This is a genomic window from Lentilactobacillus curieae, assembly GCF_000785105.2.
Lineage (GTDB): Bacteria > Bacillota > Bacilli > Lactobacillales > Lactobacillaceae > Lentilactobacillus > Lentilactobacillus curieae.
In genome coordinates, this window is sequence record NZ_CP018906.1 from 1,572,362 (window position 1) to 1,598,353 (window position 25,992).

At 39.2% G+C, this 25,992-nt stretch carries 27 protein-coding genes and 1 other annotated feature; of the genes, 25 read left to right on the forward strand and 2 right to left on the reverse strand.

The features are described from left to right. Positions 1-80: 80 nt before the first annotated feature. From PL11_RS07585 to PL11_RS07595, 3 genes are read left to right on the forward strand one after another with little or no spacing between them, the layout of a single operon-like run. The gene (locus PL11_RS07585; RefSeq protein ID WP_035167611.1) at positions 81-1,046 is read left to right on the forward strand and encodes an AEC family transporter; all 966 of its coding nucleotides are present in this window, start codon (positions 81-83) and stop codon (positions 1,044-1,046) included. Positions 1,047-1,061: 15 nt separating this feature from the next. Continuing rightward, the gene (locus tag PL11_RS07590) at positions 1,062-2,030 is read left to right on the forward strand and encodes a DMT family transporter (protein ID WP_035167610.1); all 969 of its coding nucleotides are present in this window, start codon (positions 1,062-1,064) and stop codon (positions 2,028-2,030) included. Positions 2,031-2,048: 18 nt separating this feature from the next. Further along, positions 2,049-2,720 carry a 2,3-bisphosphoglycerate-dependent phosphoglycerate mutase gene (locus tag PL11_RS07595; protein ID WP_035167608.1) on the forward strand — a complete coding sequence of 224 codons (672 nt, stop codon included), beginning with the start codon at positions 2,049-2,051 and terminating at the stop codon, positions 2,718-2,720. Between the two features lie 47 nt (positions 2,721-2,767). Here the strand turns inward: PL11_RS07595 and PL11_RS07600 are convergent, their stop codons facing one another. Both PL11_RS07600 and rpiA read right to left on the reverse strand, forming a co-directional pair. Then, positions 2,768-4,102: a C1 family peptidase gene (locus tag PL11_RS07600; protein WP_035167607.1), complete on the reverse strand. Its 1,335-nt coding sequence runs from the start codon at positions 4,100-4,102 to the stop codon at positions 2,768-2,770. A gap of 185 nt (positions 4,103-4,287) precedes the next feature. After that, positions 4,288-4,968 (reverse strand): ribose-5-phosphate isomerase RpiA, encoded by a 681-nt coding sequence (rpiA, locus tag PL11_RS07605; RefSeq protein WP_035167605.1) that lies wholly within the window; start codon positions 4,966-4,968, stop codon positions 4,288-4,290. A 136-nt stretch (positions 4,969-5,104) separates the two neighbouring features. On the opposite strand from rpiA, the gene PL11_RS07610 reads away from it, so the two are divergent. From PL11_RS07610 to PL11_RS07715, 22 genes are all read left to right on the forward strand, one after another. Further along, on the forward strand, positions 5,105-5,644 hold the full coding sequence (locus PL11_RS07610) for a dCTP deaminase/dUTPase family protein (protein WP_035167603.1): 540 nt from the start codon (positions 5,105-5,107) through the stop codon (positions 5,642-5,644). 95 nt (positions 5,645-5,739) lie between these two features. Continuing rightward, on the forward strand, positions 5,740-7,110 hold the full coding sequence (gene radA, locus PL11_RS07615; RefSeq protein WP_035167602.1) for a DNA repair protein RadA: 1,371 nt from the start codon (positions 5,740-5,742) through the stop codon (positions 7,108-7,110). Between the two features lie 24 nt (positions 7,111-7,134). Further along, on the forward strand, positions 7,135-8,256 hold the full coding sequence (locus PL11_RS07620; protein ID WP_035167600.1) for a PIN/TRAM domain-containing protein: 1,122 nt from the start codon (positions 7,135-7,137) through the stop codon (positions 8,254-8,256). A gap of 110 nt (positions 8,257-8,366) precedes the next feature. After that, positions 8,367-9,857, forward strand: coding sequence for a glutamate--tRNA ligase (gene gltX, locus PL11_RS07625; RefSeq protein WP_035167599.1), 1,491 nt, complete (start codon positions 8,367-8,369; stop codon positions 9,855-9,857). Between the two features lie 154 nt (positions 9,858-10,011). Beyond that, positions 10,012-11,421, forward strand: a complete 1,410-nt coding sequence (cysS, locus tag PL11_RS07630) for a cysteine--tRNA ligase (RefSeq protein WP_035167597.1) — start codon at positions 10,012-10,014, stop codon at positions 11,419-11,421. A 5-nt stretch (positions 11,422-11,426) separates the two neighbouring features. After that, on the forward strand, positions 11,427-11,840 hold the full coding sequence (locus PL11_RS07635; protein WP_035167594.1) for a Mini-ribonuclease 3: 414 nt from the start codon (positions 11,427-11,429) through the stop codon (positions 11,838-11,840). Further along, positions 11,827-12,591, forward strand: coding sequence for a 23S rRNA (guanosine(2251)-2'-O)-methyltransferase RlmB (gene rlmB, locus PL11_RS07640; protein ID WP_052127794.1), 765 nt, complete (start codon positions 11,827-11,829; stop codon positions 12,589-12,591). The genes PL11_RS07635 and rlmB overlap by 14 nt, the downstream gene beginning before the upstream one ends. 8 nt (positions 12,592-12,599) lie before the next feature. Then, positions 12,600-13,139 (forward strand): NYN domain-containing protein, encoded by a 540-nt coding sequence (locus PL11_RS07645; protein WP_035167591.1) that lies wholly within the window; start codon positions 12,600-12,602, stop codon positions 13,137-13,139. A gap of 127 nt (positions 13,140-13,266) precedes the next feature. Beyond that, positions 13,267-13,815: a sigma-70 family RNA polymerase sigma factor gene (locus PL11_RS07650; RefSeq protein ID WP_052127793.1), complete on the forward strand. Its 549-nt coding sequence runs from the start codon at positions 13,267-13,269 to the stop codon at positions 13,813-13,815. 56 nt (positions 13,816-13,871) lie between these two features. Beyond that, positions 13,872-14,021, forward strand: coding sequence for a 50S ribosomal protein L33 (gene rpmG, locus PL11_RS07655; protein WP_035167590.1), 150 nt, complete (start codon positions 13,872-13,874; stop codon positions 14,019-14,021). Between the two features lie 32 nt (positions 14,022-14,053). After that, positions 14,054-14,230 carry a preprotein translocase subunit SecE gene (secE, locus tag PL11_RS07660; protein WP_035167589.1) on the forward strand — a complete coding sequence of 59 codons (177 nt, stop codon included), beginning with the start codon at positions 14,054-14,056 and terminating at the stop codon, positions 14,228-14,230. A gap of 113 nt (positions 14,231-14,343) precedes the next feature. Then, positions 14,344-14,892, forward strand: coding sequence for a transcription termination/antitermination protein NusG (gene nusG, locus PL11_RS07665; RefSeq protein WP_035167588.1), 549 nt, complete (start codon positions 14,344-14,346; stop codon positions 14,890-14,892). Between the two features lie 16 nt (positions 14,893-14,908). Then, a complete protein-coding gene (locus PL11_RS07670; RefSeq protein WP_078256944.1) occupies positions 14,909-15,763 on the forward strand; it encodes an alpha/beta hydrolase in 855 nt (284 codons plus the stop codon). 123 nt (positions 15,764-15,886) lie between these two features. After that, on the forward strand, positions 15,887-16,312 hold the full coding sequence (gene rplK / locus PL11_RS07675; protein WP_035167585.1) for a 50S ribosomal protein L11: 426 nt from the start codon (positions 15,887-15,889) through the stop codon (positions 16,310-16,312). 100 nt (positions 16,313-16,412) lie between these two features. Next, complete coding sequence (gene rplA, locus PL11_RS07680) at positions 16,413-17,105, forward strand: 50S ribosomal protein L1 (protein WP_035167583.1); 693 nt, start codon at positions 16,413-16,415, stop codon at positions 17,103-17,105. 57 nt (positions 17,106-17,162) lie between these two features. Then, positions 17,163-17,273: a sequence feature (ribosomal protein L10 leader region), on the forward strand. A 28-nt stretch (positions 17,274-17,301) separates the two neighbouring features. Beyond that, positions 17,302-17,814 carry a 50S ribosomal protein L10 gene (gene rplJ, locus PL11_RS07685; RefSeq protein WP_035167582.1) on the forward strand — a complete coding sequence of 171 codons (513 nt, stop codon included), beginning with the start codon at positions 17,302-17,304 and terminating at the stop codon, positions 17,812-17,814. A gap of 42 nt (positions 17,815-17,856) precedes the next feature. After that, positions 17,857-18,222, forward strand: a complete 366-nt coding sequence (gene rplL, locus PL11_RS07690; RefSeq protein ID WP_035167581.1) for a 50S ribosomal protein L7/L12 — start codon at positions 17,857-17,859, stop codon at positions 18,220-18,222. A gap of 147 nt (positions 18,223-18,369) precedes the next feature. Beyond that, a complete protein-coding gene (gene mprF, locus PL11_RS07695) occupies positions 18,370-20,952 on the forward strand; it encodes a bifunctional lysylphosphatidylglycerol flippase/synthetase MprF (protein ID WP_035167579.1) in 2,583 nt (860 codons plus the stop codon). Positions 20,953-21,215: 263 nt separating this feature from the next. Continuing rightward, positions 21,216-22,382, forward strand: coding sequence for a galactokinase (locus tag PL11_RS07700; RefSeq protein ID WP_035167578.1), 1,167 nt, complete (start codon positions 21,216-21,218; stop codon positions 22,380-22,382). A 25-nt stretch (positions 22,383-22,407) separates the two neighbouring features. Beyond that, positions 22,408-23,409 (forward strand): UDP-glucose 4-epimerase GalE, encoded by a 1,002-nt coding sequence (gene galE, locus PL11_RS07705; protein WP_035167577.1) that lies wholly within the window; start codon positions 22,408-22,410, stop codon positions 23,407-23,409. 4 nt (positions 23,410-23,413) lie between these two features. Beyond that, positions 23,414-24,877: a UDP-glucose--hexose-1-phosphate uridylyltransferase gene (locus PL11_RS07710; protein WP_035167576.1), complete on the forward strand. Its 1,464-nt coding sequence runs from the start codon at positions 23,414-23,416 to the stop codon at positions 24,875-24,877. 94 nt (positions 24,878-24,971) lie between these two features. After that, positions 24,972-25,967 carry a D-2-hydroxyacid dehydrogenase gene (locus PL11_RS07715; protein ID WP_035167575.1) on the forward strand — a complete coding sequence of 332 codons (996 nt, stop codon included), beginning with the start codon at positions 24,972-24,974 and terminating at the stop codon, positions 25,965-25,967. Positions 25,968-25,992: the final 25 nt, after the last annotated feature.

Sequence of the window (25,992 nt, forward strand, 5' to 3'; positions counted from 1 at the left end):
ATTACGATTATAGCAAAAGTTGATAATTTAATGTGCTACAATATGAAAAGTATCATTTTCTTAAGAATCGAGGGGTAGTTATGTCAGTTTTTTATTCTGCTATTTCTGGTGTTCTGGAAATTTTAATAATGATTGCTCTTGGATTTGTGCTTGCAAGAAACGACTGGTTTGATTCAAAAATGACCAGCCTAATTGCAAAATTAGTTACTCAAATTGCGCTGCCTGCGTACATGGCAGCAACCATTATTGAAAAGTTTACAGCAAAGGAATTGTTGAAAACTTTACCAGATTTGTTGTTCCCAGTTGTCTCGATGTTGGTTTTGTTCATTGTTTCGATTCCGGTCGCAAAACTTTTTAAAATAAAAAAGGATCATCGCGGCCTTTTTCAATCAATGTTTGCAAATTCCAACACCGTTTTCGTTGGGTTGCCCGTGAACATGGCATTATTTCATGAAAAAAGTTTGCCGTTTGTGTTGGTTTACTACATGGCAAACACCACATTCTTTTGGACATTGGGAGTTTATTTGATCCAAAAGGATGGGACGGGTAGTGGCCACTTTGAGTGGAAGACCACACTAAAGAAGGTATTTTCACCACCACTAATGGGTTTTATTGTCGGTGTGATTTTAGTACTCACCGACATCAGCCCAATTTTCCAAGATCCACATAGGCTAGGATTTTTATTAACAGATTTAGATTACATAGGTGGACTCACAATTCCACTGTCGATGATTTTTATTGGAATCTCAATTAACAGCGTAAACTTGGTCAATGTGCACTTTGACCGCAGCCACTGGTTAATTCTGTTAGGAAGATTCATTATCGCACCATCTCTGATGGCGGCCTTGGTAATTCCCACACCAATGCCATTACTTATGAAGCAGGTATTTATTATGCAATCCGCAATGCCTGTCATGACGAATGCACCCGTTGTATCTCGACTGTATAATGCCGACTCCGAGTACGCCTCAATCATGGTTACCGAAACAACTCTGATGAGTTTATTGGTAATTCCAGTCCTAATGGTTTTGGTTCAACACATATAGTTAGGAGTTCATGTTTTGAGAAAGACAATTGTTTATGTTTTAATTTCCACATTAATGTTTAGTTCTATGGAAATTGCTTTGAAGAGTGTTACCAATTTATTTACCCCGATTCAGTTGAATCTGATTCGCTTTTGTATCGGTGGAATAGTTTTGCTACCGCTTGCTAACAGTCATTTGAAAAGGGCTGGCGAAAAATTGACTGTGAAGGACTGGTTGATTTTTGCCTTGACTGGATTTCTGTGCATTGTGGTAAGTATGACTTTATACCAACTAGCAATTGTGTATGGTCAAGCAGCTAGTGTTGCTGTCCTATTCAGTTGTAATCCGGTATTTGCTCTGGTTTTCGCCTTTTTAATTCTTCACGAAAGGTTAAACCGAGCTTCGATTTTGTCCTTGATTATTTCTGTGATCGGACTTCTTGTGATTGTTAATCCAGCTAATTTGACTAGTCCAGTTTCAACAATCCTAGCAATTTTATCCGCCGTATTTTTCGGACTCTACAGTATTATTTCTCGTGGTGGTTCCATCATGGAAGGTTTCGATGGAATAACTATGACTGCTTACACATTCATTGCTGGTACTGTCGAACTATTTATTGTGGTTTTATTGACCCATATTCCAGCGGTTGCTAGTTGGATGAAATCAGTTCCGTCACTAAAGATGTTTGCAAATACACCAATCTTATCAAACCTTAATCTGTCTCATTTTTGGATTCTGTTTTTCATAGGTGTTTGTGTTACCGGTGGGGGATTTGCGTTTTACTTCTTAGCTATGGAAGCAGGTGGGGTTTCAATTGCCTCACTCGTATTCTTTATCAAACCAGCCCTGGCACCAATTCTGGCCATGATTTTGATTCATGAACATATCACTGTTAACATGGTTATTGGAATCATCATTATCTTGATTGGTTCTGTTATCACCTTTATTGGTAACTTGAATCAGGATAAAGAGTTGAAAAATAACGAGAAATTACGTAATTCGTAATTAAGGGGAGTGCTTTAAATGGCAAAACTCGTAGTGATGAGACATGGGCAAAGCGAAGCTAACCGTGATAATGTTTTTACTGGCTGGAGTGATGTTCCACTAACCGAACTAGGCTATGAACAAGCACATGAAGCTGGTAAAAAGATTGCGAAATTAAGCATTCCGTTTGCTGATGTCCACACTTCATTTCTAAAACGAGCCATTGTCACTGCCAACATAATTTTGGATGAAATCGATCAGAATTATGTTCCGATTCATAAAACTTGGCGACTCAATGAGCGCCACTATGGAGCCTTGCGTGGCCGAAATAAGGATGAGGTAAAAGCAGAGGTTGGTGAACAGCAATTAAAGATTTGGCGGAGAAGTTTTGATGTTGTGCCGCCTAAATTAACGAAAGCTGATGAAGAACCTAGATACTCTAAGATTGGGGTTCAAGTTCCCAGAGCCGAAAGTTTGGAAATGATTTGGAATCGTTCGCTTCCATATTGGGTGGATCAAGTTGCACCAAAACTGCTAGCTGGTAAAAATCAGTTGATTGTTGCCCATGGTAGTACACTGAGAGGTTTGATCAAGTATCTAGATCACATTTCAGACGAAAACATTACCAATGTTGAAGTTCCCAATGGGCTGCCAATCATTTATGATTTTGATGATAAACTACACGTTATTTCAAAAGAGATTAGTAAGTAAAAAATAGGGACCAGGATGATATCATCCTGGTCCCTATTTTTAGTAGTTTATGCCAAAGCACCCATTGGATCCCATGGATTCAATACGGTTGGTTCTTGTGCTTGAGCTTTAAGTTGTTCTTCAGATAGGTACTTTTTGTTGATTACGAATTGATAAACGAATTCATCCATCCATTCATCACTCATTACAAAGTATCCTTTATGGCCAGGTTTTTCACCCCAGCTGTTTTCAACTTTCCACTTAGTTGGTTTGCCATCCACTAAGTCAACTCCAGTGATTACCATGGCGTGAGTCATCAAACTTTCACCATAGTCTAAGCGTTCTGCCTTTGAAAGTGAAAGGTCAGTGCTAAACAATTCGTCAGGGGCATATAGACGAGTATCCATAATTCCCTTCTTTGAGTTTGAACTTTGACCAACATCACTACCGAACCAAACAGTCTCGCCACTTTCTAGTTGCTTGATTGCTAGATCCTTTAGGGTGTCCATTTCAAGGTTTAAATGCTTAACTTGACGGCCGCCTTCAACGTTACCCAACATTTCAATTGTGTAAGTTTTGTCATAAGGCTTGTCATCAGTAGGTGAGTTGATCAATGATACGTAGTCATCAAGGTTGATACCAACGTATTTTTTGAAGAAATCTTGTGGAGTAAGGTTTCTGTCGATGTGATAGTTCTTGTCTTTGTCACGGTATTCAAAGTCAAAGTGATCTACAGGTTCGCCTAAACTGTATGAAAGCATCTTGTAGATTTCATTGAGCATTTTATCCTTTGTTTGGCTTAATTCTTCATCAGATGCTTTGTTAGCAACTAATTCTCGAAGAATCACGGCATCATGACGGAGCTTTAGGTTCAAGAACTTATTAAGTTCGCGTGATGCTGAACTACTGAAGGTTTCAGGCATTACTGACTTAGGCACGATACCGTACTTTTCAATTAATGCGCAAAGCATATCCCATTGTCCACCGTCTTGTTGCGGTGTGGTCATTAGCCATGAAACCTTGCGGGAATCCAATGGCTGGTCAGCAGTCCGAATAACGTTCTCCAAGAAGTAATTTGATTTTTCAAACTTATCCCAAAAGTTTGTGTAGTTTTGGGAAAGTTCAAAGTCATCTTCAACTTTGAATCCGTTCATTAAACGAACCCGCATTGTGTTTAGGGCTGCAAACATCCAGCACCGACCACTTTGCTTTTGGTCAGCAACCTTTCCGGTGGATAAATCAATTGAAAATACTGGTTCCATAGCACTGTCTGACTTAAAGTCTGAACTAGTGTTAAGAATTCCTTGGTGAGTTACTGCTCGTCTGATAACTGATGAAACCTTGTCGTCATCAAGATTTTTTTGATAACGTTTGATTTGGTCAGTCTTAATATCTGATGTCAAAACATATCACACTCCTTAATGATTTATTATTTTACTCTCATTTTCGCTGAAAAAACAGAGTCACATCTGCAAATATGAGATTTCGTCGTGAGAAAAAATTGGGAAAATAAATCCACCCAGTAACTTCGCAACCTAGTGAAAGGAAACGAGCTACTGAATGGATTCTGTTAGTTATTGGGAGGTGATTAGCGGGCTTTAAGAATTTGTGGACCACCTTCTCGGCCGACAATAACTGTATTTACTAAGTCCAGGAACAACCCATGTTCAACAATCCCAGTCATTGAGTCTAAGTCCTTTGCGAGTTCTTGAGGTTCTGAGATGTGGCCCATATGCAGATCAATCACAAAATTGTCTGAATCTGTAAGCACGTGTTTCCCATTAGCCATTCTAAATTCAGGGTGGTACCCCTTAGCTTCAAGCCGTTTAAACAATTGCTTGCTACCATAAGGGATAACTTCAAGTGGGAGAGGGAATGATCCCAATTCATCAGCCATCTTGCTCTCGTCGACAATCCACATATTTTTGTTTGAATTAATGGCGACAATCTTTTCCCAAAGGTGAGCGGCGCCGCCACCCTTGATTCCTTGGAAGTTTTTATCGATTTGGTCAGCTCCGTCAATAGTTAGATCAATGTGGTCAACTTCGTCAACATCTTTAATTTCAATTCCTAGTGCAGTTGCTTGTTCAGCAGTTCGCTTCGATGTTGAAACCCCAACAATGTTGATTCCTTGTTTTTTTACTTTTTCACCTAAGGCATCGACCATGTATTTAACGGTTGAACCAGTTCCTAAGCCGACCGTCATTCCATCTTCAATGAAGTCGACTGCAGCCTTACCTACTAATTGTTTTAATTCATCTTGAGTCATTAATATTTCCCCTTTAATTATTGGAAGTTTAATGTTTTACCAAATCACATTTTGCAGGTATTTTTTGCTTTTGTCAATCTATTAAATCAAAAACATCTAGTTTATACTTGAAAAAAAGACTGAAAGAGGTACTAACATGACTAGAGGATTTGAAATTGTTTCAAAGTATCAAAACGATGGGATCAACGTTCCATATAGAACAACGGAGAATGCTGCAGGCTATGACTTTGAAAGTGCAACTGATTTCACATTACCTTCAATTTGGAAGTTGAATTTTTTGAAGGTCTTGTGGGCATTGCACCATGAAGAAAATCCAACTAATGAGGATTTCGATAATGCGAAAGCTGTTTTAAAACCATATCTAGTACCAACTGGAATTAAGTCCTATATGAATCCAGATGAGGTTTTAATTATTGCCAATCGTTCCAGTAACCCCTTAAAACATGGTTTGATTTTGCCAAATGGTATTGGGGTGATCGATGCAGATTATTACAATAACGACAGCAATGAGGGCGAAATTTTTGTTCAGTTAATAAACTTTTCACTCAAAGATGTCGTAATTAAAAAGGGACAGAGAATCGCTCAGGGAATCTTTATGCCATATTTGCTCGCTGACCAAGACGGTTTAACTACCAAGTCAACGAGAACCGGCGGTTTTGGTTCATCAGATAAGTAGTGTTTAAGAAGCATTAAAAGAATCCTGATTTGTGCAAATATTGGGGCGCGCAATGCTACAATAGTATTCACTAATAAATTCGAGGAGTAAGTTAATTGGCAAAAGTAAAAACTCAGTTCGTCTGCCAAAATTGCGGATACATTTCCCCCAGATATTTGGGTCGTTGCCCAAATTGTAACGAGTGGAACACATTAGTTGAAGAGACTGTGGCGGCTAAACCCACTGCAAGTGCAAAAGCAAGTGTCTCAGGTGGAATCCATAATAATCGCCCAGAGTCTATCAACCAGGTTACATTTAAAGAAGAGTCAAGATCTGATACCGGATTGACCGAATTAAATCGGGTCCTTGGTGGTGGGGTAGTTCCAGGTTCACTAGTATTGATTGGTGGGGATCCAGGAATTGGAAAGTCCACACTTTTGTTACAGGTATCTGGAAACTTAGCAAACCATTCCAAGGTTTTGTATGTTTCAGGTGAAGAGAGTGCCAGTCAGATTAAAATGCGGGCTGATAGATTGGGCGTTAATGGGGATGATCTATACGTCTACCCCGAGACCGATATGAATGTTATCAAGTCGGCTATCAACGATGTTAGTCCCGATGTTGTTGTTGTGGACTCTGTGCAAACAATGCAGATTCCAGAATTACAATCTGCAACAGGATCTGTTGCCCAGATTAGAGAAGTGACTGCGGATTTGATGAGCATCGCTAAGGGTCAAGGAATCACGGTGTTTGTAGTTGGGCATGTGACTAAGGGTGGTGCAATTGCAGGCCCTAAAATTTTGGAGCACATGGTCGATACAGTTCTGTACTTCGAAGGTGACTTACATCACTCTTACCGAATTTTGCGGGCGGTTAAAAACCGATTTGGGTCTACAAATGAATTAGGCGTGTTCGAAATGAGGGAAGATGGTTTAGCCGAGGTTAGTAATCCATCAGAGATTTTCCTAGAAGAACGGTTGAAAGATGCTACCGGTTCTGCCATTGTTGTTTCAATGGAAGGAACCAGACCAATCTTAGTGGAAATTCAGGCACTAGTTACCTCCTCAGTTTTCGGGAACGCTCAAAGAACCGCTACGGGACTGGATAGAAATCGAGTGTCACTAATCATGGCTGTGCTAGAGAAGCGGGCTGGTTTGATGCTCCAAAACCAAGATGCTTATTTGAAAGCAGCCGGTGGGGTTAAGCTTGATGAACCGGCAATTGATTTGGCAATTGCAGTAAGCATTGCTTCATCGTATAAGAACAAGGGAACCAACCCGACAGAGTGTTTTGTTGGGGAACTTGGACTTACTGGCGAGGTTAGACGGGTTACTAGAATTGAGCAGAGGGTTCAAGAAGCTCAAAAATTAGGGTTTACTAGAATCATTGTTCCGTCTAACAATTTAGCAGGTTGGACAGCCCCTGAAGGAATCGAAGTTGTGGGAGTCAAAACTCTTGCCCAAGCTTTGAAGGTTGCGTTAGGCTAAAATAATGGAGGGAGGTGAAATAGTTTGAGAAAAAGAATTGTTCAATTGATATTTACAGTAGCTGGGGCTGCTTTAGGAGCTAGTTATTTTCCGCTTCTCTGGTTACTATTTCAAATTCGCTACGGAACGTTGTTAAATAACACGATTACAAACGCAATTTTTGGAGCAATTATTTTTTATTTATTGTCGTTGGTATTTGGCAAGGCCGTGCTGAGAATTATTGATCGCATCGAAAAGGAATTAACAAGTAATAGTCCAGTACAGTTACTGTTTGCTTCTTTGGGATTGATTTTGGGATTGGTGGTTGCAATTCTGGTATCCACGGTATTCTTCAGGGCTCACACTGTGTTTATTAATACAATGATTCCAGTGTTGTTGATGGTCGTGCTTGGGTACTTTGGATTTAGAATTGGTAGCACTCAATCTGATAGATTTAGAAAAATGTTTACCAAAAATCGGAGTAAGGATAGCGGTAAGCACGAAGAGGATATTATTGATAAGCCACTCGATGATAACTATCATCACTACAAGATTTTGGATACTAACATCCTAATTGACGGTAGGATTTATGATATTGTCAAAACTGGATTTATCGAAGGAACCTTGCTAGTTCCAAAATTTGTTCTGTATGAGCTTCAATACATTGCTGACTCAAGCGATAGTGTTAAACGTGTTCGAGGCCGTCGTGGACTTGACATTTTAAATAAACTTCAAAACGAGGATTTGATTCCAATCGAGATTTCTGATCGGGATTATGAAGACATTTCTGAAGTGGATACAAAATTGATTCAGTTAGCAAAAGACGTGAATGGGGTCATTATTACCAATGATTACAATCTGAATAAAGTTATTCAGTTCCAAAACGTCGATGTCTTTAATATTAATGCTTTATCGACGGCATTAAGGCAAAAGATTTTGCCAGGACAAAAACTGAACGTGATGGTCGTGAAAAACGGTACGGAACGACAACAAGGAGTTGCTTACCTTGATGATGGGACGATGGTCGTTGTTGAAGATGGTCGTTACTATCTCAATAAACATATTGATGTTGTGGTTACCAGTGCAATTCAAACTGATGCTGGTAGGATGATTTTTGCTAACCCAGAGCATTCAACCAAAAAGATCAATCACAGTGATAAAGAATAAACAAAATAGTTAATTGAAAATGAAGGGCTTACGCCCTTTATTTTTTTGGGTGTTCATTGTACACTAAAAACACTGACAAAAATTAGAATCTTAGAAAGAGGCGTTATAAATTGGCAAACGACGCAATTCGAGTTCGTTATGCTCCAAGTCCAACTGGTCATTTACACATTGGAAATGCCAGAACTGCAATTTTCAACTATCTTTTTGCCCGTCATAACAAGGGTAAGTTCATTATCAGAATCGAAGATACTGATACCAAGAGAAACGTGGCGGATGGTGAAAAGAGTCAGCTGGAAAACCTTCAATGGTTAGGTTTGGATTGGGACGAAGGCCCTGACAAACCCGGTGACGTTGGCCCATACCGTCAATCAGAACGACAAGATATCTACCAACCACTCATCCAACAATTATTGGATGAAGGCAAGGCTTACGAATCTTACCGAACTGAAGACGAATTGGAAGCCGATCGTGAGGCACAAAAAGCTCGCGGAGAAATGCCTCATTACGAGTACGAATATGCTGGTATGACCGATGAAGAAAAAGCCAAAGCAATTGATGATGCCAAGGCTAAGGGATTAAAACCAGTTATTAGATTCAGAGTTCCAAAGAATCATGATTACGCATGGGATGATATTGTTAAGGGAAACGTTTCCTTTAACTCAGATACTATTGGTGGGGATTTTGTTATCGCTAAGCGTGACGGAATGCCAACCTACAACTTCGCCGTTGTTGTTGATGATCATTTGATGAAAATCAGTCACGTTTTCCGTGGTGATGACCATGTTGCGAACACACCAAAGCAATTGATGATTTATGAAGCATTTGGTTGGGAAGCACCTAAGTTTGGTCATATGAGTTTAATTATCAGTGCTGACACTGGTAAGAAGCTTTCAAAACGTGATGAAACGGTTCTCCAATTTATCGAACAATACAGAAATCTTGGATACCTACCAGAAGCAATGTTCAACTTTATTTTGCTTCTAGGTTGGTCACCAGTTGGCGAAGATGAAATCTTCTCCAAGAAAGACTTCATCAAGATGTACGATGAAAAACGTTTAAGCAAATCTCCAGCTAAGTTTGATTCTAAGAAGCTTGAATGGATCAATAATCAATATGTTAAATCATCTGACGAAGATGTCGTTATGGATTTAGCTTTGAAGCAATTGATTGCTGCTGATAATTTGCCTAAGGATCCTGATGAAAAGACTCTGGAATGGGCTCGTAAGTTAATTAATGTTTACAAACAACAAATGAGTTACATGGCGCAAATCAACGAAATGGCTGATGTGTTCTTCAACGAACCTGACAAGGTTGAAGGTGAAGCACTTGAAGAAATTTCAAATGATGACGCAAAAGTTGTCTTGAAAGCCTTCAAGGAAAAGATGACCGAAATGGAAATCTTTGATAAGGTTCAAATTTTAGCTTCAATCAAGGCCATTCAAAAGGAAACTGGGATTAAAGGTCGTAAATTGTGGATGCCAATCAGAATTGCGGTTACTCACGAAATGCATGGCCCAGAATTACCTGAATCAATTGAATTAATTGGTCGTAAGACTGCAATTAAGCATGTTGATGAAGTATTATCCCAACTTAATATTTAAATATTAATAGAAAAATATTTTTAACAAAATTGGTCTTGTTGATTTTGACAAGACCAATTTTATTTTGGAGATTTTTAAGTTGTTGGAAATTTAGAAATCATGCGGTATGTATGCTATGATTTCAGTATATAAAAAATGAAAAGAGGACTAGGCTATGCTACAGATTTTTAATACACTAACTCGCAAAAAAGAAAACTTTGAACCAATTAAGCCAGGCGAGGTAAGTATGTATGTCTGTGGTCCGACGGTCTACAACTATATCCATATTGGAAATGCCAGAAGTGCCGTGGCTTTTGATACGATTCGGAGATACTTTGAATACCGTGGATACAAGGTTAACTATGTCTCAAACTTCACCGACGTGGATGACAAAATGATTAACGCTGCCCGTGATAACCACACTACTGTTCAAGCAATTGCAGATAAGTACATTGAAGCATTTAATGAAGACATGAAAGCATTAAATGTTTCTAAAGACATCGTGCATCCTAGAGCAACTGAAAATATTAAGGAAATTATTGATTTTGTCCAATCGTTGGAAAAAGAAGGCTATGCCTACAATGTTGATGGCAATGTTTACTACCGTGCCCGTAAATTTTCAACTTATGGGGCTTTAGCTCACATTGATGTTGATGAACTTGAAGTGGGCGCTAGCCAACACGTAAACGATGAAGAGCTAGCACAAAAAGAAGATCCAATTGATTTTGCTCTTTGGAAGAAATCTAAGGGTGATGAGATTGCGTGGGACTCTCCATGGGGTAAGGGTCGCCCAGGTTGGCATATTGAATGCTCGGTAATGTCAACTAAATACCTAGGTGACTCAATTGATATCCATGGTGGTGGAGAGGATTTAGTATTTCCTCACCACGAAAATGAACGTGCCCAAAGTGAAGCCAAGACACACAAGCAATTCGTTAAGTACTGGATGCATAACGGCTTTGTGACCATTGGTGATGACAATGAAAAGATGAGTAAATCACTCGGTAACTTCATTACTGTTCATGATTTATTAAAAGAAATTGATGGTTCAGTAGTGCGGTTATTAATGTCAACAACCCACTACCGGCGTCCAATTCAATATAATGATGCTAGTGTTCAAGAGGCTCAGAGCAATTTGAAGAAATTGCAGAACGCTTACGAGAATCTTTCATACCGACTGGAAGACGCACAAAGCGGTAATGATCCAAAGAGCGATCAAGAGATTCGCCAAATTGTTGCCGAATTCACTGACGCAATGGACGATGATTTTAACGTTCAAAACGGAATCGCGGCAGTATATGAGCTTGCTAAATTAGCAAATACCTATGCTCAGTCTTCAACCGTTAGGGCAGATACCTTGCAATTGTTTTTAAGTAAGCTGCAAAAGCTATCATTAATTTTTGGAATTACTTTCCATAAGACTGAGCTTGATGATGACGAAATTTTAGCTTTGATTGACGAGAGAAACCAAGCGAGAAAAGACAAGAACTTTATTCGAAGCGATGAAATCCGTGAAGAGTTAAAGCTTAAGGGAGTTGTTCTTGAAGATACTCCCCAAGGAACACGGTACAGAAAGGAAAAATAAATTTAATGAGTGAAGAATATTCTTCAATTAATGGAATTGCGTTAGCCTACATGGGCGATGCGGCATATGAAGTTTACATTCGCGAACATTTAATTCGTGAGGGCCTAACTAAACCTAATCGGTTACACCATGTTGCAACAAACTACGTGTCCGCCAAGGCTCAAGCTGCATTAATCAAATTAATGGAAGACGATAAATTCCTATCCGAAGAGGAATGGGAATACTTTAAGCGGGGACGTAATTCTAAGAGTTACACTCATGCTAAGAATACTGATGTTGTAACTTATCGAATATCTACCGGATTTGAAGCAATTTATGGATTCTTATTCTTAAGTAAACAAACCGAACGGATGCAAGAAATTGCTGACTATTGTATTGAACAAGTAGAAAGTGGGCGAATCGAACGTGGCAAAAACTGAAAGTGAAGATTTTATCATCGGTCGTCACCCGGTAATTTCTGCTTTAAAGGGTGATAATCCCGTTAATAAGCTGTTTGTTCAAACTGGAATTAATGATGATGAAAATGTTGTTGCTGAGATTTTTAAATTAGCACGGAAGAAAAAGTTAGTAATTTCTCAAGTTCCTAAGCAAAAGTTAGATTTACTGTCTGACCACCAAAATCATCAAGGGGTAGTCTTATCTGTGGCTGCTTTCAAATATGCGTCAATTGATGATTTGTTTGATCACTCAGAGAAGCTTGGTGTGGCACCATTCTTTGTGATTTTGGATAACATTGAGGATCCACATAACTTAGGCTCAATTATTCGAACCGCTGATGCAGCTGGAGTTACCGGGGTAATTATCCCTAAGCACCGTGCGGTCGGGTTAACTTCAACAGTTTCAAAGACTTCAGCTGGGGCAATTGAACGAGTACCGGTTGCTCGGGTAACTAATCTTTCTAGCACAATCAAAGAATTAAAGGATCGTGGTTTGTGGATTTTTGGTACTGATGTGAAGGGAACCGACTATCGTCGTTGGGACGCAAAGGGTGCTGTTGGCGTCATCATTGGTAACGAAGGTAAAGGGATTTCGCCTTTGGTTAAAAAGCAAGTTGATGAGATGCTAACTATTCCGATGGTTGGAGATATTCAAAGTTTAAATGCCAGCGTTGCGGCCAGTGTTTTAATATATCAAGGTTTCAACTCTCGGAACCCACTTGGCGGAAACTAGGTGGTTCGATGAAGGAAGAACTACTGATTGTTGATGCGTATAACATGATTGGTAATTGGCCACACTTAACTAAGTTAAAACTAGCTGATCGACTAGAGGACGCTAGGGATGAGTTGTTGAGTGAGCTGGCTGAATATAAGAAGTACCAAGACGTCAACATGATTGTCGTGTTTGATGCAATGTACGTTCCTGGTAATGCAAAAAGTTTCGTCAATAAATACGACATGGAGATTGTTTGGACTAGTAAGGATCAAACTGCCGATAGTTATATCGAGGCCTTAGCAAGAAAGAAGCAAAACAGGTTTACTCAGGTAGTGGTTGCTACAAGCGACCAAGCTGAGCAGTGGACAATTTTTGCGGCAGGAGCACTTAGAATACCTGCTAGAGAATTACTTGCAGACGTGAACAGAACCAAAAAAGATGTTGAAGTAGAAGCTAGGAAGATTACGGATCAGGCACTAGTATCTAGACGTGGCAAGCTAAAGCCAGAGCAGTTGAGGGCATTAGAGCGTTTACGGGACAAGTTATCTAAGGATTCTCAGCAGTAAATATTAAAATATTAATATTAATCAATTGGTATAGTTGGAATTTAACGTTTTAAACTAAGGTTCGCTTGTTGAATGATTTCTCCTTTTGTAATGTATATTTGTAAATTACGAAAGGGAGAAATTTGAAATGAATAGCATAAATGAGCAACAAAAAGTAATTGTTGCCCTTAATGGTGATGATGTTGCGTTCGAGGAAATTTTTGTTAAGTACTATCCAGTTGTTAGAAAGGTTAGAAATAACTTTTTCGTTTCTGGAATGGATAAGGATGATTGGGATCAAGAAGCAAGAATTATCCTTTATCGTTCGATGCAAAAATTTAATCCTAGTTTACGGGTCAGCTTTGGTAGTTTCTATAGTAGGTCATTAAGAAATCGCGCAATTGATTTAGTTCGCCAAACCAATGCTCAAAAGCGTGTTCCAGAAGGCCACCTGACATCGATTGACGTGAATGAGGCATACTACTGTGACACTGTGGAGGACGAAGCATCTGCTTGCCCAGAAAGAACGATGATTTACTTAGAAAAGTTTAAGTGGATTTTGGACGGCTGCTCTTCGATGGAGAGGGATGCATTCCTGAGAATGATGTCTACTCCAAACGAAGATTTAAATTTAACTAGTGAACGTGCCATGATCAATGCGTTTGAGCGATGCCGTAGAAAATTTAAAAATGACTAAATTGACGTGATTGTGATACAATGCTATGATTGTTTTGCTTGTTAGGAGGTGCCAAGATGGCACAAAGAAAGGCTGCTCTAGCTTGTTCAGTTTGTGGTTCACGGAACTATACAATTCCTGTAAATCCTAATAGAACAGAGCGACTCGAGCTAAATAAGTTCTGCAAACATTGCGGAAAGTATACACTTCATAAAGAAACTCGTTAATTAAAATGATGATTAAGTAGGGAGATTTGAACTTGAAATTAGGAAAATTCTTTAAATCAGTTGTTACCGAAATGAAAATGGTTACCTGGCCAAATGCCAAGCAAACTAAAACAGATACAAGCACAGTTATCGGCACAGCTATTTTGATGGCAATTTTTCTAGGAATCGTAGACTGGTTAGTACAATACGGTTTACAATTTTTAGCCTAGTAAATGTCGCATTATTAACAAATATTTGATATTATGTTTCTGAGGCCTGGATTAAGTTCAGGTTTTTTTGTTTGGAAAGAATTTAAGTGAGTTATTAAAAGGAGATTAGCACATTGGTTGAATCCGTTGAAAAAAAGTGGTACGTCTTACATACGTATTCTGGGTACGAAAATAAAGTTAAAATGAATCTTGATAGTCGTAAAGAATCAATGAATATGGAAGATTTTATCTTCCGTGTTGTTGTTCCAGAGACTGAAGAGCATGAAGTTAAAGATGGAAAAGACAAAGTTAAAATGGATAAAACATTCCCTGGTTATGTTCTTGTTGAAATGGTCATGACTGATCAAGCTTGGTACATTGTGCGGAATACTCCCGGAGTTACTGGATTTGTCGGGTCTCATGGGCAAGGTAGTAAACCAACACCACTCTTGGATGATGAAGTTAGCCTAGTGCTTAAACGCCTTGGTATGAGTACTCGTCATGAAGAATTAGACGTCAATGTTGGTGATACAGTTAAGATCGTTGACGGTGCCTTCACTGGATTAGATGGTAAGGTTACTGAAATTGATAATGAAAAGATGAGATTAAAGGTAAATATCGATATGTTCGGTCGTGAAACTAGTACTGAACTAGAATTTAATCAGGTAGATACCGAAATTTAAACCATCAGGTGATATTATGGGACAGGTTCTGTGGGTTGCTTTGATTATTCTAATTCTCATTGTGCTAGCTTTTGCGAGCCGATGGTATTTTAAAGCTGGTCAAACATTACTTTCCGGTCAAGATGTAATTGCATCTCATAGAGATGACGTGCCAACAATCTTCATTCCCGGCTTCTTAGGGAACCGCTTTTCGTTTGGCCGTTTAATGGCCCGTTTGGTTCGCAACGTTAACGCAAATAAGTCACTGGTAGCTACCATCAAACCAAATGGTAATATCAAACTTGTGGGTAATATTGCAAATTACCGTCCGTTGGTTCAAGTCTTGTTTTCCAATAAATCTGTTAGGGTTCAAGGCCAGGTTGCCGGGGTCATCAAATTAATCAAATTGCTTAATCGTGATTATGGTATTAGTGAAGTTAACCTTGTGGGGCACTCTATGGGATCGATTTCCGTTATGTGGCTTGCAGCAAATCTTTTGCAGCAAACAGGTGTCGAGGTCAACCGGGTGGTTACAATTGCGGGACCATTTAATGATATCGAGGTTGCTACCAACGCATACGGAATTGAGAAGACAGTTCTTACTAATGATGGACCAGAAAAAAAGAGTCGTGTCTACCGAATTCTGTCTCAAAATATCAAAAAATTACCCACCAACGTTCAAGTTTTGAATATCGGTGGTGTGTCAGATCTGAGTAACAATAGTGATGGTTCAGTTTCGGTGAATAGTGTCCGCTCTCTCCGATTCATAATGAAGCGGATTTCTCAGCAATATCAAGAGCTAATTGTGAGGGGAAAGGGTTCTGGACATAGTGAGCTGCATGAGAATCGACAGGTAGATAAGTCTATTGAAGTTTTTCTATGGAAAAACTAGAAACCTATTGTCGTCACTTTGGATTTGTTGTATACTATCAAAGTATGTTTGTGCATACGAACAAGTGGGAGGAGAAATCTACATCTCCATTAACCACACACGGACTTAAGGAGGTTATGTCTCGTGGCAAAGAAAGTAGCAAACGTTGTTAAGTTGCAAATTCCTGCGGGCAAAGCAACACCCGCTCCTCCTGTTGGACCTGCGTTAGGACAAGCAGGTATCAACATCATGGGCTTTACAAAGGAATTTAATGCAAGAACTGCTGATCAAGCAGGAATGATTATTCCAGTTGTAATTACTGTGTACGAAGATCGTTCATTCGACTTCATCACAAAGACTCCACCTGCTGCTGTTTTACTCAAGAAAGCTGCTGGTGTTCAAAAGGGTTCCGGCGAACCAAATGTTAACAAGGTTGCTAGTGTAACTAAAGACCAAGTTAAAGAAATTGCCGAAACTAAAATGCAAGACCTAAACGCAGCTGACGTCGAAGCAGCAATGCGAATCATCGAAGGTACTGCTCGTAGTATGGGATTCACTGTCGAAGGATAGTCTATTTCATCATTAAGAGGATTATTTTCAATGATGCGTTGCTTGCGCGTCGCGTGGGAGGTTAATCCGTTATAACCACAAAGCTAGGAGGAAAACACACATGGCTCGTAATAGAGGTAAAAACTATAAAGCAGCTTTAGAACAAGTCGACTCAGAAAAGGCTTATTCAGTTGATGAGGCTGTTGAATTAGTAAAGAAAATTGATTTCGCAAAATTTGATGCAACTGTTGAAGTTGTATTCAATCTAAACGTTGATACAAAACAAGCTGATCAACAATTACGTGGTGCCGTTGTTTTACCAAACGGAACTGGTAAAGATCAAACTGTTGTTGTATTTGCAAAGGGTGACAAGGCTAAAGAAGCCGAAGCAGCCGGTGCAGACTTTGTTGGTGAAACTGACTTAGTTGAAAAGATTCAAGACGGATGGTTAGACTTTGATGTTGCCATCGCTACTCCAGACATGATGGCCCAAGTTGGTCGTCTTGGACGTGTTCTTGGACCTAAAGGTTTAATGCCTAACCCTAAGACTGGTACAGTTACTATGGATGTTGCTAAAGCTGTTGAGGAATCAAAAGCTGGTAAGGTAACTTATAGAACTGACCGTGACGGTAACGTTGCAGTTCCAGTTGGTAAGGTATCATTTGATGCAGACAAACTTATTGGTAACATTAAGACCATCGAAGAAGTTGTTGTACGTGCTCGTCCAGCATCTGTTCGTGGTACTTACGTAACCAACGTTTCTGTTTCATCAACATTTGGCCCTGGTGTCAAAGTTGATATTGAATCATTCTAAAGATATTTAATTAAAATCCCTATTTGACGACTGTCGTCGCCTATGGTATATTACTATTTGTCGTAAATATACGCGCCTAAGACTCAGGTGGCATTTTGCCTTAATATCCTGCCGAGGAATAATCTTTTTCCTATGTCTAGGTGGGCATAGGGATTTTTTTTAAAGTCCCGACCAAATAAACTGGGAGGTGAAATTCGTGAGTGAACAAACTATTGCTGTTAAAGCAAAACAAGTTGAAGAAATTGTTGAAAATATGAACAATGCATCTTCAATGGTAGTTGTTGACTACCGTGGTTTAACTGTTGAAGAAGTAACTGATTTGCGTAAGCAATTACGTGAAAGCGGCGTTAAGATGAGCGTTCTTAAGAACAAGTTATTACAACGTGCTGCTGAACAAGCAGGCTTGGAAGACTTGAAGGATGTATTCTCTGGCCCTACAGCTGTTGCTTTTGCATCAGACGATGCTGTTGCTGGTCCTAAGATCATGCACAACTTCGCAAAAGACCATGATGCCCTTGAAATTAAGGGTGGTGTAATTGACGGTAAGGTTGCTTCAATTGATCAAATCAATCAATTTGCTACATTACCTAGTCGTGAAGAATTGTTGGCTACTCTTGCTAACATCCTTCAAGCACCAGTTAGAAACGTTGCATACGCTGTTAAAGCTGTTGCAGATAGCAAGGATTCAGATGACGGCGATGCCGCATAAACTTAAAATACTTACTTTAGAAGTATAATGGAGGAAAATATAATGGCTTTCGATAAAGACAATATTATTGAACAAATTAAAGATGCTTCAATTACTGACTTAAACGACTTAGTTTCAGCAATTGAAGAAGAATTTGGTGTTTCTGCAGCTGCTCCAGTTGCTGCTGCAGGTGCTGCTGGTGGAGACGCTGGTGCAAAGGATTCATACGACGTTGAGTTGACTGAATCAGGTGACCAAAAAGTTAAAGCAATCAAGGTTGTTCGTGAAATCACTGGCCTTGGTTTGAAGGACGCTAAGGGTCTTGTTGATGGTGTTCCATCAGTTATCAAGGAAGGCCTTTCAGAAGACGAAGCTAACGACATCAAGGCTAAGCTTGAAGAAGTTGGTGGAGTTGTAACTCTTAAGTAGTCTCACTACTTTTCAGTTATCAAAATGGGATTATATCGCTTGTCGATATAATCCTTTTTTTGTACATAAATCCTTAGAACGTTATGATTTGTCAGTAACATTTTTTATTGGCATAATTAGGTTAATATGAGGACACGGGGGCAAAAAATGCTAAAAAAGATTTGGTCATTTATAGATAAAAGAATGACACTGTTCAAAATTATCTTTGTATTTTCGGTATTGATTTTTGTGATTAGGGAATCTGCAAAGGTTTTTCGCGAAGTTAGTGGCAATCAATTGAGAGAGGTTGTTTCCCAACAATCTCAAGGCGCAATTCTTGCGATGTTGGTAGTTGGATTTATTTCAATATTACCGATGATGATTTACGATTTTTCGATTGTCAGATTTCTGCCTGGCACTTTTTCTAAATCGTATGTCATTAAAAGTGGTTGGGTCGTCAACACATTCACTAATTTGTTAGGATTTGGCGGCCTTTTAGGTGCTAGTTTACGAGCCCATTTCTACGGTAAAAATGCCACGAGAAAACAGGTAGTTTACGCAATTTCAAAGGTTGCTTTATTTTTAGTCTCTGGGTTATCGCTACTTTGTTTCGTTGCATTAGTTTTAGTCTTTGGCTTTGGAATTGGAAGTCAATTCACTCATTACTGGATTTGGATGGCTGCTGGAGCAGTTTACTTTCCCGCTATGTTTATATTTACACGGTATAATCAGTCATCATTTTTTGATGATCTAACGATTAAAGAAGAGGCCACAATGACCATCGGATCCTTTTTAGAGTGGGGCAGTGCGCTTGGATTCTTCCTTTTTGTTGGATATATGATGGGAATTGATGCGAGGTTTGCCGCAATCATTCCAATTTTTGTCGTTGCCAATGTTGCAGGAGTTATTTCCATGATTCCCGGTGGTTTGGGATCGTTTGATGTGTTTATGGTAATTGGCCTTGGGTTTGTTGGTGTCGGTAAAAGCGATGCAATTGTTTGGATTCTGATGTACCGACTGTTTTATTACCTGCTGCCTTTCTTAGTTGGGGTAATCTTATTTATTCATGATACTGGAAGCAAAATTAATCAGTATCTTGATGGTCTACCTAAGATTATTATTCAAAGAACCGCCCAAATTTTACTAACAGCATTTATGTATTTCTCAGGAATTATGATGCTGTTGTTTGCAACGATTCCAGATGTTGTTGCTGAGAACAAATTCTATTTAAAACTATTTCCGTATACGATCCTGTTTTTAAGCCATGTGCTTAACATAATTGTGGCCTTTTTACTAATTGGATTAGCAAGTGGATTGTGGTCACGGACTAAACGAGCATTTGTGCCAACGGTGATAGTATTATTGATATCAATTGTTAATACGTTACTAAATGAAGCATTCACTTGGAGAATGATAGCAGTGTTTGTGGTGATTTTGGTGTTATTGATGCTCTCCAAAGGGGTTCTTTATCGCGATCGAATGGCAAATTCTTGGGGGAAACTTGCATTTAACGGTTCCATATACTTCATCACGTTTTTAGCATATGCGCTTTTAGGAATTGCTACTCATCAGAACCGGCTTCATTTTGATAAAGCTTACTTATTCCCATCTGAGGCAGCCTGGCTAATTGGCTTTATTGGCTTGCTAGTGGCAATGTTTGTGTTGATTGGAATTAATGCCTATCTAACTGGTAAAAAGCCAGCGTGGTTCAATTTGCCCTTTGATGGGCCAAGAATTCAAAGATTGATTGATCAGTATGGTGGTAACGAGGTAAGTCAACTAGCGTTCTTGAAGGATAAAACAATTTTTTACTATCAAGAGGGCGGAGTTGACCAAGTTTTCTTCATGTTTAGACAGGTTGCTGATAAATTAGTTATCATGGGTGAACCAGTTGGAAACCCAGAAAAGTTCAGCGCAGCCATTGACTACTTTATGGAGCAGGCGGATCAGCAGGGATATCGGTTGGTATTCTACGAAATCAACGAAGATATGACCATGATGCTTCATGAGAAGGGGTTTGACTTTATCAAAACAGGTGAGACTGGTTTGGTTGATGTCCAAAACTTTACTTTGGCTGGAAAACGCCACCGTGGTGAACGGGCGTTAATGAATAAATTTGAGCGAGAAAATTACAGCTTTGAAATTCTTAAGCCTCCATTTGATCATGAATTTATTGAAACTTTAAGGTCAATCTCTAATGAGTGGTTAGACGGGAAAGAGGAGAAGGGATTCTCCTTGGGATTTTTCGATGAGTACTATTTGAACCAAGCACCAATTGCGGTAATGAAGAATCCAGAAGGAAAAATCGTTGCCTTTGCCAATATAATGACTAGTGGCAATGATGAAGTTACTTCAATAGATTTGATGCGATCGAGTGAGAAAGCTCCGTCAGGAATTATGGATGGAATATTCGTTAATTTGTACAATCAGGCAAAGGATGATGGGTTCCAGTATTTCGATCTCGGAATGTCTCCGCTATCGAATGTTGGGACTTCAAGGTTTAGTTTTATGGAAGAGCGAATTGTCCACATCATCTATGAGTATGGTGCAAGATTTTACAGTTTTGAAGGACTACGTTCCTACAAAGATAAATATGTAGACAAGTGGACGCCAAAGTACATTTCGTATTTTAAAGGTTCATCACTGGCATTAGCTACGATGCAGGTATTCACAATAGTTAACCGCAGGGTCGACGAAAAGAGAAGACGACCACGATTTATCAAGTTTTTACCTTTCATCGATGAAAAATAAGCAATTAAAAAACAGAACTCATTTTCATGAGTTCTGTTTTTTTGTTTTTAGTTTTACTAACTTTTTACCAACTCTCTACTAACAATTATCGAATCGGGTTTGTTCAGACGTTCACTAAATGAAATTGCTTACATTACCTAAGAAAGGGCGTTTGTACAAGAAACCGTTTTTTGATAATTTGCGTTGAATGATTGACAAGCATGATAAAAAAGAGTAAGTTTTAGTTAGTAAAATTTAGTAAAAAACGTAAAGGGATGAAAACAATGATTTATGATGATGCTAAGAGTAAATTTAAAGAATTATATGGTTCAGATTCAACCCGCCTGTTTTTCTCACCAGGCCGGATCAATTTAATTGGTGAACATACCGACTACAACGGTGGAAACGTATTTCCATGTGCCATTAGTTTGGGGATCTACGCTGCTTACGCTAATCGTGATGATAATGTAATCCGGATGTATTCAATGAACGTTCCTGATCAAGGGGTTGTTGAATTTTCACTTGATAACATGGAATATGATAAACAAATTGGCTGGGCAAACTATCCTAAGGGAATGATTGCTGAAATTATTAACCAAGGTCATAAATTAAACCACGGATTTGATGTTGTCCTAAATGGTAACTTGCCAGATGGTGCAGGCCTTTCTTCATCAGCTTCAATTGAATTGCTGACCGCAGAAATTGTTAACGATGTATTCTCATTTGGTATCGATCAACAAGAGCTGGTTGAATACGGTAAGTTGGTTGAAAATAACTACATTGGTGTTAACTCAGGAATCATGGATCAATTTGCAATTGGAATGGGTAAGAAAGACAAAGCAATCTTACTAGACACTAACTCAATGAAATTTGAATATGTTCCTGTTGAACTCGGTAACCACGTTATTGTAATTATGAATACTAAGAAGCACCGTGAGCTTCAAGATTCTAAATACAACGAACGTCGTTCAGAATGTGAAGAAGCATTGAAACGTCTTCAGACCGGGGTTGATGTTAAGTCGTTGGGTGACCTAAATGAATCAGAATTTGATCAACACAGTTACCTAATTAACGATGACACGCTGATTAAGCGGGCACGCCATGCTGTATTTGAAAACCAAAGAACCCTACAAGCGAAGAAAGCATTGATAGACGGAGATCTTGAAACATTCGGTCGGTTAATTAACGCATCACATGTTTCTCTTCACTACGATTATGACGTTACTGGTAAGGAACTTGATACTTTGGCTGAAACTGCTTGGAAACAACCAGGAGTTGTTGGTGCCCGTATGACAGGTGCTGGATTTGGTGGTTGTGCAATTGCTATCGTTGAGAAGGATAAGGTTGATGACTTTATCAAGAACGTTGGCGATACTTATGAACAAACCATTGGCCATCCAGGTGAGTTCTACATCGCTGAAATTTCAGACGGTCCAAGAGAGATTAAGTAAGAGAAAAATTAGGAGGTAACAATCAATGGCAGTTTTGGTATTAGGTGGAGCCGGATACATTGGCTCACACGCAGTAGATAGATTAATTGAAAATGGATATGACGTAGTTGTAGTCGATAACTTGGTAACTGGTCACGTTGCTGCAATCAATAAGAAGGCTCGTTTTTACGAAGGCGACGTTCGTGATAAAGAATTTTTGAACGGCGTATTTGAAAAGGAAGATATTGAAGGAGTTATTCACTTTGCCGCATTTTCAGTGGTTCCAGAATCAATGGAAAAGCCGCTAAAGTACTTTGACAACAACAATGGTGGAATGATTAGCTTACTTGAAGTTATGCACGATCATGATGTTAAGTTCATCGTATTCTCATCAACTGCTGCAACTTATGGTGAACCAAAACAAATTCCAATTAAAGAAACTGATCCGCAAGTTCCAACTAACCCATATGGTGAAAGCAAGTTGGCAATGGAAAAGATTATGCACTGGAGTGATGTTGCTTACGGCATCAAGTTTGTTGCGCTCCGTTACTTTAACGTTGCTGGTGCTAAGTCAGATGGCTCAATTGGTGAAGATCACAGTCCAGAAACACATTTGGTACCAATTATTCTTCAAGTTGCTTCAGGTGAACGTGAACAGCTAACCATTTTTGGTGATGATTACGATACTAAAGATGGTACAAACGTACGTGATTACGTCCACGTTGTCGATTTAGCAGACGCCCACATTTTGGCACTAGAATACCTAAAGAAGGGTAACGATAGCCAAGCATTTAACCTTGGTTCTTCAACTGGTTTCTCAAACAAAGAGATGCTGGAAGCTGCTCGTGAAGTTACTGGTAAAGAGATTCCTGCCGAAATGGGACCTCGTCGTGCTGGTGACCCAAGTACATTAATTGCATCAAGTGAAAAGGCTCGCAGTGTTCTAGGCTGGAACCCACAATTTGATGATGTTAAGGAAATTATTAAGACCGCCTGGAATTGGAAGATGTCACATCCAAAGGGATACAACGATCGGGAAGGAAAGTAGATTAATGATGGCAACAGCAGTTGATAAATTTGTTGATTTAATTATTAAGTCCGACTCTCCTTACTCAGAAGTCGACAGAATTTACGTGACTAACCTAATCTTTCGTTTGATTGGTGATGGTAAAGGTAACGAAACCGATGATGAGGATCCAGTAGATTTGGCTAATGATTTAGTAGACTTAGCAATTGAACACGAGAAAATCGAGGATTCGATTACTAATCGAGAAATATTGGAAGATCAGTTAATGGATTTGTTAACACCGATTCCATCTAAGGTGAACTCACTTTTTTGGAACAAGTATAATGATGCTCCAAAAGAAGCAACTGACTATTTCTACAACTTAAGCCAGAAGAATGATTACATCAAAACTCGGGCAATTGCCAAGAACATTTCTTACGAAACCAAGACAGAATACGGTAATCTTGAAATTACTGTTAATCTATCGAAGCCGGAAAAGGATCCTAAGGCAATTGCAGCCGCAGGCAAAGCTAAGGCGACAAGTTATCCAGTTGGTCCTTTGGCAATCGAAAATGAAGGCTATTTAGGTCGTTTAGGCTATGCTGCGAGAAGTAATCACCGGGTAATCCGCATGATGATTGGTGGCCAACCTTGGGGATTCCAATATTCTCCTTATGCCTATTTTGGTGAACATGCCATTTTCTTAAACCAAAAGCACGTCCCAATGGCAATCAATAACCAAACGTTTATTAATTTGGCAGATATTATTCGTCAATTACCACATTACTTTGTTGGTAGTAACGCTGATTTGCCAATCGTTGGTGGGTCACTATTAGCCCAAGATCATTATCAAGGTGGTCGTCACAGTTTTCCAATGATGAAGGCACCAATTGATCGTAAAGTAGATCTAGGTGTTGACGGTTTGGATGCCGGAATTGTGAAGTGGCCAATGGCAACTATTCGTTTGGCCAGTGAAGATTCAACTAAGGTAATCGCTGCCGCAAATAGAATTTTTCTTAGTTGGAAAGAATATTCAGATGAGTCTGTTGATATTCGGGCATACACAGATGGAACTCGCCATCACACGGTGACACCAATTGCTCGGATGGATGGAGATAAGTTCGTTATGGATATCGTTCTTAGAGATAACCAAACATCTGCTGAATACCCAGATGGAATCTTCCATCCACATAAGGATGTTCAACACATTAAGAAGGAAAACATCGGTTTGATCGAAGTTATGGGAAGAGCGATTTTACCGGCAAGATTAAAGACAGAGATGAAGGAAGTCGAAAAGTACCTTGTTGGTAAGCCTAATGAAATTGCGGATTACCACAAGGAGTGGGCAGACCAGATTGCTAATGACAATGAAATCAATGATCAAAACGTTGAAGACGTTGTTAATCGTGAAGTCGGCTTAGTATTTTCTAGAGTGTTAGAGGATGCTGGTGTGTACAAATGGGATGCGAAGGGACAAGCAGCATTCGATAAATTTATTTCACAAGTCTAATAATTTGATGATAATGCGATGGGAAACAATACTTTCCCATCGCATTTTTGATAAAATTAAGCTAGTTAAAAATTTGTGAAAGTAGGAAATTATAATGAAGTTTATTGCATACAATGTCCGCGATGATGAGATACCGTTTGTTAAAGACTGGGGTAAACAAAATGGTATAGAAGTTGACTACTCTACCGATACGTTGAATCTTGACACTGTCAGCGAGGCAGATGGATTTGACGGAATTTCTGGTTTGCAGACCATTCCTTACGATGCAGAACTTTTTGCAAAGATGAAGGAGCTTGGCATTTCGATGCTTTCATTGAGAAATGTTGGTCTTGATAACGTCGACTTAATTGCTGCTAAGCAGAATGGGGTTACTGTAACTAATGTTCCTGCCTACAGCCCTGCAAGTATTGCTGAGTTTGCTGTTACCTTAGCGTTGATGGTTAATCGTAAAGTTGGCTATATGTACAATCAACTTCATGACTTAGGTGAGTTCCATATGGCATCAGATTTTATGGGCCGCTTAATGAGTAACTCAACTGTTGGGGTTGTTGGTACCGGTAGAATTGGCCGCGAGGCAATCAAAATGTTTGCAGGCCTGGGTGCCAATGTAATTGCTTACGATAAGTTTCCAATGAAAGATTCTGACTTACCATTTAAATACGTAGATAGTTTAGATGATATTTTAGATCAAGCTGATGTGGTTGACCTTCACATGCCAGGATTACCAGAAAATGACCATCTATTTGATGAGAAAGCTTTTAAACGAATGAAGGATTCTGCAATTCTAATCAATACCGCCCGCGGTTCGATTGTTGACACTCCTGCAATGATTAATGCGTTAAAGAGTGGAGAAATTGCTGGTGCCGGAATTGACACTCTAGAGCATGAATCAGCCGATTTACAAAATTCACGGTCAACTGCTATGGTTGAAGCTGAAGATGTCTTAGAACTGTCAAAAATGCCTAACGTGATTGTTACACCGCACTCCGCTTTCCATACGGATGAAGCAGTTAAAAACATGGTTGATATTTCGCTTAACAACTTAAAAGCAAAGTTAAGTGGTGGCGAAGTTGAAAATCTAGCAAAATAGTTATAAAAAAGCCACCCAAGATTTA